The 8656-nt window shown below is 73.1% G+C and carries 8 protein-coding genes; 3 read left to right on the top strand and 5 right to left on the bottom strand.

Annotation, left to right across the window (positions count from 1 at the left end; translation table 11 throughout):
- Positions 1-5: 5 nt before the first annotated feature.
- From ACFZCY_RS35455 to ACFZCY_RS35465, 3 genes are all read right to left on the bottom strand, one after another.
- Positions 6-1697 (bottom strand): phospho-sugar mutase, encoded by a 1692-nt coding sequence (locus ACFZCY_RS35455; RefSeq protein ID WP_391182830.1) that lies wholly within the window; start codon positions 1695-1697, stop codon positions 6-8.
- A gap of 705 nt (positions 1698-2402) precedes the next feature.
- On the bottom strand, positions 2403-3239 hold the full coding sequence (locus ACFZCY_RS35460) for a purine-nucleoside phosphorylase (protein WP_391182833.1): 837 nt from the start codon (positions 3237-3239) through the stop codon (positions 2403-2405).
- A gap of 82 nt (positions 3240-3321) precedes the next feature.
- A complete protein-coding gene (locus tag ACFZCY_RS35465; protein ID WP_055547017.1) occupies positions 3322-3759 on the bottom strand; it encodes a gamma-glutamylcyclotransferase in 438 nt (145 codons plus the stop codon).
- A 108-nt stretch (positions 3760-3867) separates the two neighbouring features.
- On the opposite strand from ACFZCY_RS35465, the gene ACFZCY_RS35470 reads away from it, so the two are divergent.
- Both ACFZCY_RS35470 and ACFZCY_RS35475 read left to right on the top strand, forming a co-directional pair.
- Positions 3868-5313 carry an NAD(P)H-quinone dehydrogenase gene (locus ACFZCY_RS35470; protein ID WP_391182836.1) on the top strand — a complete coding sequence of 482 codons (1446 nt, stop codon included), beginning with the start codon at positions 3868-3870 and terminating at the stop codon, positions 5311-5313.
- A gap of 162 nt (positions 5314-5475) precedes the next feature.
- A complete protein-coding gene (locus ACFZCY_RS35475; RefSeq protein WP_391182839.1) occupies positions 5476-6468 on the top strand; it encodes a DeoR family transcriptional regulator in 993 nt (330 codons plus the stop codon).
- Between the two features lie 29 nt (positions 6469-6497).
- Here ACFZCY_RS35475 and ACFZCY_RS35480 read toward each other — a convergent pair whose 3' ends face one another.
- Positions 6498-7097, bottom strand: a complete 600-nt coding sequence (locus ACFZCY_RS35480; protein WP_391182841.1) for a TetR family transcriptional regulator — start codon at positions 7095-7097, stop codon at positions 6498-6500.
- Between the two features lie 142 nt (positions 7098-7239).
- Between ACFZCY_RS35480 and ACFZCY_RS35485 the strand changes: the two genes are divergently transcribed.
- Positions 7240-8415, top strand: a complete 1176-nt coding sequence (locus ACFZCY_RS35485; protein ID WP_391182844.1) for an alpha/beta hydrolase-fold protein — start codon at positions 7240-7242, stop codon at positions 8413-8415.
- A gap of 67 nt (positions 8416-8482) precedes the next feature.
- On the opposite strand, the gene ACFZCY_RS35490 is transcribed toward ACFZCY_RS35485, so the two are convergent.
- Positions 8483-8656: biotin/lipoyl-containing protein (locus ACFZCY_RS35490; RefSeq protein ID WP_391182875.1), on the bottom strand; the 174-nt coding region annotated here is incomplete at its 5' end.

Consider the following 8656-nt stretch of genomic DNA (forward strand, 5'->3'; position numbering starts at 1 on the left):
GGGCGTCAGATCCCGGCCGCCGCCGAGAGGTCGTTCTTCAGGGCCGCCAGCACCGTTTCCGCCGTCGCGCGGGCGGGGGGCAGGTCCGCGGCGCCGGGCACGTCCACGACCACCTCCAGGTAGCACTTCAGCTTCGGCTCCGTGCCGCTCGGGCGGACGATCACGCGGGCCGAGCGGACCGTGTCCTTCCCGGCGAGCTGATAGCGCAGGCCGTCCGTCGGAGGCAGGGTCTCCGTCCCCTGCGTCAGATCCTCGGCCGTCGTGACCTTCAGGCCCGCCAGTTCGGCCGGGGGCTGCTCGCGCAGCCGCCGCATCGCCGCCGCGATCAGGGACAGGTCCTCGACCCGTACGGACAACTGGTCCGTGGCGTGCAGACCGTGCGCGACGGCGATGTCGTCCAGCAGGTCGGTGAGCGTACGCCCCTGCCCCTTCAGCTCCGACGTCAGCTCCGCCACCAGCAGCGCGGCCGTGATCCCGTCCTTGTCGCGCACGCCGTCCGGGTCCACGCAGTAGCCCAGCGCCTCCTCGTACGCGTACCGCATACCGTCCACCCGGGCCAGCCACTTGAAGCCGGTCAGCGTCTCGGCGTACGGCAGGCCCGCGTCTCCCGCGATGCGCGACAGCAGCGACGACGACACGATCGTCGTCGCGAAGGCGCCGCGGGCGCGCTTGTGCACGAGGTGGGTCGCGAGCAGCGCGCCCACCTCGTCGCCGCGCAGCATCCGCCAGCCGGTGTTCGTCCTCGTACCCGTCCCGGGCTCGGGAACCGCCACCGCGCAGCGGTCCGCGTCCGGGTCGTTCGCGATGACGATGTCGGGCGCCGCCTCGCGGGCCGTCGCGAACGCCAGGTCCATCGCCCCCGGCTCCTCCGGATTCGGGAACGCCACCGTCGGGAACGCCGGGTCGGGTTCCGCCTGCTCCGGCACCACCGTGGGCGCCGGGAAGCCCGCCCGGGCGAACGCCGCCGTCAACGTCTCGCGGCCCACGCCGTGCAGGGGCGTGTAGACGACGCGGGCGTCACGGGGCGAGCCGGGCGTCAGCACGGCGTCGGTGCGGGCCAGGTACGCGTCGAGGATGCCGTCGTCCAGCGTCTCCCACCCGGCGTCCGGGCGGCGCACGTCGTCCAGGCCGCCGACCGCCGCGATCTCCGCCGCGATCTCCGCGTCGGCGGGCGGGACGATCTGCGAACCGTCGCCCAGGTAGACCTTGTACCCGTTGTCCCGCGGCGGGTTGTGGCTCGCCGTGACCTCGATCCCCGCGACCGCGTCGAGCTGGCGGATCGCGAACGCCAGCACCGGCGTCGGCAGCGGGCGGGGCAGCAGCGCCGCGCGGAAACCGGCGCCCGTCATGACGGCGGCCGTGTCGCGGGCGAAGTCCGCGCTCTTGTAGCGGGCGTCGTAGCCGATGACGACGAGGCCGCCTGCGTGGTCCGGCTGCCGCCCGAGGTACGCGGCCAGACCGGCGGCGGCGCGGATGACGACCGCGCGGTTCATCCGCATGGGTCCCGCGCCCAGTTCGCCGCGGAGGCCCGCGGTGCCGAACTGAAGCGTGCCGGAGAAGCGCTCGGCGAGCGCGCGCCGCGCCTCGTCGTCGCCCCCCTCGGCCGCGTCGAGCAGCGCGCGCAACTCGTCGCGGGTATCGGGGTCGGGGTCCTCGGCCAGCCAGGTGCTGGCCTGGTCGATGAGGTCGAGCGCCATTGGGGGCCTCCTGGGTGGGGGGTGCGGTCTGTTGTTGTGCGGGTGTGCGGGTGTGCGGTGGCTGGGTGCGGGGTTTGGGTGCGGGGTTTGGGTGCGGGTGGGTGGGTGGTGCGCGGTCGCTGGGGTGGTGGGTGCGGGTGCGGGGCCTCCGGGGCAGGGCCCTGGACCGTATATTTACGGCGCCGCCGCCGTGAAGCGTTGGGTGGGCCGGAAGTCCACGGCGCCACACATACACGTCAGCGTCCAGGACCCCACCCCTGCGACCCCACCCCCTCCCGCCGTACGGCGGCCCCCCGAAAGTGGCCCCGGGCCCGCGCCGGTTCGGCCCGCCCGGTGGCGGGCGCCGGGCGGGGGTGGGAGCGGCCCCGCCTCCTCCCGCCGTACGGTTGCCCGGCGAATGGCGGTCGGCCGCGACGGCACGATGGCGGGCTCCTGGGCGCAACCGGGATCCGGCGTGGCCGGTGCCACTGGCGGGCGGCCGCGGACGGGGCGTAGGGGCGGGGTCGCAGGGGTGGGGTCTCGGACGCTGACGTGTATGTGTGGCGCCGATCGCTCGGCGTTCACGACACGCTTCCGGGTCCGGCGCCGTAAATATACGGTCCGGGACCCTGCCCCGGAGGCCCCGCACCGGCACCACCCGCCGCACCTCGGCGCCGGGGTCCGGGGCGGAGCCCCGGCGGGGGTTTGGGGGCAGCGCCCCCAACGTCAGAGGCGGTCCAGGACCCGGGACAGGAGCGTGCCCATGCGGGTGGCGGAGTCGCGGCCGGCCTGGAGGACCTCCTCGTGGTTGAGGGGTTCGCCGGTCATGCCCGCGGCGAGGTTCGTGACCAGGGAGATGCCCAGGACCTCGGCGCCCGCCTCGCGGGCCGCGATGGCTTCGAGGGTGGTGGACATGCCGACGAGGTCGGCCCCTATGGTGCGGGCCATGGTGATCTCGGCGGGCGTTTCGTAGTGCGGGCCGGGGAACTGGGCGTAGACGCCCTCTTCCAGGGTGGGGTCGATCTGCTGGCAGAGGGCCCGCAGCCGGGGCGAGTAGAGGTCGGTGAGGTCGACGAAGTTGGCGCCCACGATGGGGGAGGTGGCGGTGAGGTTGATGTGGTCGCTGATGAGGACCGCTTGGCCGGGGCGCATGCCTTCGCGGAGGCCGCCGCAGCCGTTGGTGAGGATGATGGTCTTGCAGCCGGCGGCGACGGCGGTGCGGACGCCGTGGACGACGGCGGCGACGCCGCGGCCTTCGTAGTAGTGGGTGCGGCCGAGGAAGACGAGGGCCCGCTTGTCGCCCAGGTTGTACGAGCGGATGGTGCCCGCGTGGCCCGCGACGGCGGGCGGCGGGAAGCCGGGCAGCTCGGTGACGGGGAACTCGTGCTCCGGGCTGCCGAGCGCGTCGGTGGCGGGGACCCAGCCGGAGCCCAGGACCAGGGCGACGTCGTGGGTCTCCGCCCCGGTCAGCTCGCGCAGGCGCGTGGCGGCGGCGTCGGCGACGGCGTGGGGGTCGGCGGGGTCGCCCTGGCTGTTCCTGGTAACAGATGCGTTCACGCGCACGAGGGTAGCCCCTCCTGGCCTACGCGCGTAGACGGCCTTCGTGGGTGGTGTTCGGATCGTTGTCATCCGAACGCGGATCCGCTCAGCAGGGGCGCTTGCGCAGTTCCATGACGTAGTCGTGGGGCGCCCCGGCGGATTCGGCGGCGTCGGCGATCTCGCCGAGGTAGCGGGCGGAGGGCAGACCGCCCTCGTAGCCGTTGAGGACGTACAGCCAGGCGGGTTCGTCGCCGTCCAGCGTGTGGACGCGGATCCGCATGCGGCGGTATATGTCCAGGCCGACGCCCTCCCACCGGTCCATGGAGTCCTCGTCCATGGGGGCGATGTCGTAGAGGGCGACGAAGACCTGCGAACGCGGGGCTTCGACGATGGTGGGAAGGGCTCCTTCCCAGCCCATCTGCTCCCCGCCGAAGGTCAGGCGCCAGCCGGTGATCCAGCCTGTGCCGCGCAGGGGTGAGTGCGGTGCGCGGCGGGACATCAGCCGCGCGTCGAGGTTGCCGGCGTACGCGGCGTAGAGCGACATGGATCAGAGGGTACGGGAGAGGGGTGGAAGCGCTCTTGGGGTGGCGGGTTCGTAGCGGAATGCGCACTCGAACCCCCGGGCGGAAGCCTAATGGGTGGGTACGGGACAATGGAGCATGTGACTCGGATCGTGATCATTGGTGGCGGACCCGGCGGCTACGAGGCGGCGCTGGTCGCCGCTCAGCTCGGTGCGGAGGTGACCGTCGTCGACTGCGACGGTCTGGGCGGGGCGTCGGTGCTGACCGACTGCGTGCCGTCGAAGACGTTGATCGCCACGGCTGAGGTGATGACGACGTTCGACTCTTCGTACGAGGAGTTGGGCATCATCGTCGCCGATGACACCCCGCCGCTGGAGCAGGCGGCCCGGGTGGTGGGCGTGGATCTGGGCAAGGTCAACCGGCGGGTGAAGCGGCTGGCGCTCGCGCAGTCGCACGACATCACGGCCTCCGTGACGCGCGCCGGCGCGCGGGTCATGCGGGGGCGTGGGCGGCTGGAGCCCGCGCAGGGGCCGGACGGATCGCGGAAGGTGGTCGTCCGGGCGGCGGACGGCTCCGAGGAGACCCTGGTCGCGGACGCGGTGCTGGTGTCGACCGGCGCGCATCCGCGGGAGATCCCGGACGCGCAGCCGGACGGCGAGCGCATCCTGAACTGGACGCAGGTGTACGACCTCGATGAGCTGCCCGATGAGCTGATCGTGGTCGGGTCCGGTGTCACGGGTGCCGAGTTCGCGGGCGCGTATCAGGCGCTGGGCTCCAAGGTCACGCTGGTCTCCAGCCGGGACCGGGTGCTGCCGGGTGAGGATCCGGACGCGGCGGCGGTGCTGGAGGACGTCTTCCGGCGGCGCGGGATGAACGTCATGTCCCGGTCGCGGGCCTCGGCGGTCAAGCGCGTGGGGGACCGGGTGGAGGTCACGCTCGCGGACGGGCGGGTCATCACCGGCAGCCACTGTCTGATGGCCGTGGGCTCGATCCCGAACACCGCGGACATGGGCCTGGAGGACGCCGGGGTCCGGATGAAGGAGTCCGGGCACATCCTGACCGACAAGGTGTCGCGCACCAGCGCGCCGGGCGTGTACGCGGCCGGTGACTGCACCGGGGTGTTCGCGCTGGCGTCGGTGGCGGCGATGCAGGGCCGGATCGCGATGTACCACTTCCTGGGGGACGCGGTCACGCCGCTGAACCTGAAGACGGTGTCGGCGAACGTCTTCACCGACCCCGAGATCGCCACCGTGGGCTACTCGCAGGCCGATGTGGATGCCGGGAAGATCGACGCCCGGGTGGTGAAGCTGCCGCTGCTGCGCAACCCGCGGGCGAAGATGCAGGGCATCCGGGACGGCTTCGTGAAGATCTTCTGCCGTCCGGGCACCGGCATCGTGGTGGGCGGTGTGGTGGTCGCGCCGCGCGCGAGCGAGCTGATCCACCCCATCGCGCTGGCGGTCGACAACAACCTGACGGTCGAGCAGATCGCCAAGGCGTTCACCGTGTACCCGTCGCTGTCCGGCTCGATCGCCGAGGTGGCACGGCAGTTGCACACGCGCAAGTCGTCCGAAGGGTAGTCAGGACGGTTCGGCGGGGTGTGAGGTGCGCCCCTTATAGCAGCTTGCGCCCGCGCAGATGAACAACTTCTGCTAATTAGTGCAAGCTGCTGAAAACAGACAGTCGTTGGCGTTACTGTCAGTTTCGTGTTCGCTGCAGAACGTCGCCAATTGATCCTTGAAATGGTGCGTGCGAACGGAGCGGTGTCGCTCCGTGAGCTCGCCCGCGTCGTCCAGACCTCCGAAGTGACCGTACGGCGTGATGTGCGGGCGCTGGAGGCAGAAGGACTGCTCGACCGCCGGCACGGCGGTGCGGTGCTGCCGGGCGGATTCACCAGGGAGTCCGGCTTCCCGCAGAAATCCCATCTAGCGACCGCGGAGAAGACGGCGATCGCCGATCTCGCGGCCGGTTTCGTCGAAGAGGGCGAGGCCGTCGTGGTCGGCGCCGGTACGACCACGCAGGAGCTGGCCCGCCGGCTCGCGCGGGTCCCCGGGCTGACCGTGGTCACCAATTCCCTGCTCGTCGCGCAGGCGTTGGCGCATGCCAACCGGGTCGAGGTCGTGATGACCGGCGGCACCCTGCGCGGCTCCAACTACGCGCTGGTCGGCAGCGGCGCCGAGCAGTCCCTGCAGGGGCTGCGGGTCTCGCGCGCCTTTCTGTCCGGCAGCGGGCTGACCGCCGAGCGCGGGCTGTCCACGTCCAACATGCTGTCGGCCAGCGTCGACCGGGCGCTGGTCCAGGCCGCGGCGGAGGTGGTGGTGCTCGCCGACCACACCAAGCTGGGCACCGACACCATGTTCCAGACGGTGCCCACCGATGTGATCACGCGGCTGGTGACCGATGAGCCACCCGCCCAGGACGACCGCGCGCTGACCGAGTTGCAGGCCCTGGCCGACCAGGGCGTGCAGATCGCGGTGGCGGGGCCGGGCGCGGGGTCCGGCCCGGCCGGTGGCGAGGGCGGCGGCTCGTCGGGCGCGGGCCGCCAGGCGGGGCGGCTGGGCTCATCGGCCCCGCGGGCCGGATCCGGTGAGGACGGGCTGCCGCTGCCCGGGCCGCGCCGCAATCCGCACGCCCAGGGGCCCGGCGGCGCCGCCCAGCTGCGCAGCGCGGCCGCGCTGCCCGAGCAGCAGACGGGCGGTGGCCGGGTGGCGGATCTGGCGCCGCGCCGCCGCTGACCGGGCCCGCGGTGCGGGGAGACACCCCTCTAGTGCGCCTTGAGGCCGGTGAAGGTCAGGGCGAGCAGCCGGTCCGCCAGCTCCGGGTCGTCCGGCGACTGCTCGACGGCCAGCGCGATGGCGTTGGTCAGCTGCATCAGGTCGGCGATCACCACGTCCGGCCGTACGGCCCCGGCCCGCTGGGCGCGGGCGAGCAGTTCGCTGCCCGCCTCGCGCAGCGGCAGCCGGCAGCCGCGGGACAGCTCCGAGCTCTCGTCGCCCGAGCACGCCATCAGGGCCTGGGCGAGTCCGCGGTAGGTGCTGGCGTGGTGGACGATCGCCCGCAGCCAGTCGACCAGGGCGGTGCACGGCTGGGGCGCCTTCGCCAGCTCGCGGGAGCGCGTCAGCAGCGCGTCCATCTCGCCCTGGAAGACGGCGCCCATGAGCGCGGTGCGGTTGGGGAAGTGCCGGTAGAGCGTGCCGATGCCGACGCCCGCGCGGCGCGCGATGTCCTCCAGCGAGGCGTCGGTGCCGTGCTGGGTGAAGGCGGTGTGCGCCTCGGCCAGCAGCCGCTCGTAGTTGCGGCGCGCGTCGGCGCGCATGGGGCGGGGGAGCGGTGGCGTGTGCGCCGGGGCTGTCTCGGTCGCCATCGCGGTCCTCCCTGCTGTGCCTTGCTGTGCCTGCCGGTAGGTCAAGCATGCCATCACGCGACATCGAGGTGACGGAGACTGTCATCTTCGGCGCGCGAGGAGGGGAAACGATGGGGATCAACGTCCGCGCCGGGCAACGCCCATGGGGCTGACCGGCCGACCGCTGGAGTACGTGCTGATCGCCGCCGCCGTGGTGTGCTTCGCGCTCACGGCCTGGCTGTGGCCGCGCTTCGCCGGGCGGGGCGTACGGGCGTGGCTGGGCCGGCTCGGCTCGCTGGCGGTGACCCAGTGCGCGATGGTCGCCGCGCTGGCGCTCGCGGTCAACGCCCACTTCCAGTTCTACGGGTCCTGGGACGAGCTGCTGGGCGGGGGTGACGAGGCCCCGGCCGCCCTCTCGGACGTGCACGGCGGCGAGGCGGCCCCCGACGGACCGGCCGGGGACCTGGTGCAGCCCGCGCCGCCGCAGGGGCTCGACCGGGTGCACGGGCTGCCCGCCGGGCCGCCGGAGCGGACCGGGAAGGTGGAGTCGGTACGGATCCTGGGCCGCCGCAGCCAGGTCGCGGGCCCGGCGTACGTCTTCCTGCCGCCGCAGTACTTCCAGCGCCCGTACGCCCGCCAGCGGTTCCCCGTCATCGTCGCGATCAGCGGCTACCCCGGCGGGTCGTTTCTGCTGGCCCAGCATCTGCGGGTGCCGCAGACCGCGGGCGACCTGATCCGGCGGGGGACGGCGCAGCCCGCCGTCATCGTGATGGTCCGGCCCACCATCGCCCCGCCGCGGGACACCCAGTGCGTGGACGTCCCCGGAGGGCCGCGGGCCGAGACGTACTTCGCCGAGGACCTGCCCGATGCGCTGTCGCACCACTACCGGATCGGCCATGACCCCAGCGCCTGGGGCGTCCTGGGCTACTCCTCGGGCGGCACCTGCGCGCTTCAGCTGGCCATGCGCCATCCGCGGGTCTACTCCGCGGCGGTCGCGCTCTCGCCCGACTACCGCGTGGTCAACGACCCCACCACCGGGGACCTGTTCGGCGGCGGCCCGGCGGGGCGGCGGCGGATGCGGGAGCACGATCTGCTGTGGCGGCTGCGGCACCTGCCGGGGCCGGAGGTGTCGGTGCTGGTGGCCTCCAGCCGGCGGGGCGAGCCGGACTACGGCGCGACCCGGTCGTTCCTGGCCGCCGTACGGCCGCCGATGCGCGCCCAGTCGATCATCCTGGACCGGGGCAGCCACAACTTCCGCACCTGGCGGCGCGAACTGCCCACGGCGCTGCGCTGGATGAGCGGACAGCTGACCTTCCCGCAGGACGTGGTAAGACGCTGAGCGTGCCGCGGGCCCCGGCCGTCCCGTGGACGTCCGGGGCCCGCTCGAACCGGCCTGGTGCGCGGCGTCAGTCCTTGATCTCGCAGATGACCGAGCCCGAGGTGATCGAGGCGCCGACCTCGGCGCTCAGCCCCTTGATGGTGCCCGCGCGGTGGGCGTTGAGGGGTTGTTCCATTTTCATGGCTTCGAGGACGACGATGAGGTCGCCTTCGGCCACGGTGTCGCCTTCGGAGACGGCGAC

Origin of the sequence: Streptomyces sp. NPDC007983 (assembly GCF_042958345.1) — a bacterium.
In the GTDB taxonomy this organism is placed as follows: domain Bacteria; phylum Actinomycetota; class Actinomycetes; order Streptomycetales; family Streptomycetaceae; genus Streptomyces.

Excerpts from the sequence above, each read along its gene's own strand:
- ACFZCY_RS35455 (WP_391182830.1), bottom strand. The coding sequence starts at position 1,697 with ATGGCGCTCGACCTCATCGACCAGGCCAGCACCTGGCTGGCCGAGGAC.
- ACFZCY_RS35480 (WP_391182841.1), bottom strand. The coding sequence starts at position 7,097 with ATGGCGACCGAGACAGCCCCGGCGCACACGCCACCGCTCCCCCGCCCC.
- ACFZCY_RS35485 (WP_391182844.1), top strand. The coding sequence starts at position 7,240 with ATGGGGCTGACCGGCCGACCGCTGGAGTACGTGCTGATCGCCGCCGCC.
- ACFZCY_RS35465 (WP_055547017.1), bottom strand. The coding sequence starts at position 3,759 with ATGTCGCTCTACGCCGCGTACGCCGGCAACCTCGACGCGCGGCTGATG.
- ACFZCY_RS35470 (WP_391182836.1), top strand. The coding sequence starts at position 3,868 with ATGGAGCATGTGACTCGGATCGTGATCATTGGTGGCGGACCCGGCGGC.
- ACFZCY_RS35475 (WP_391182839.1), top strand. The coding sequence starts at position 5,476 with ATGGTGCGTGCGAACGGAGCGGTGTCGCTCCGTGAGCTCGCCCGCGTC.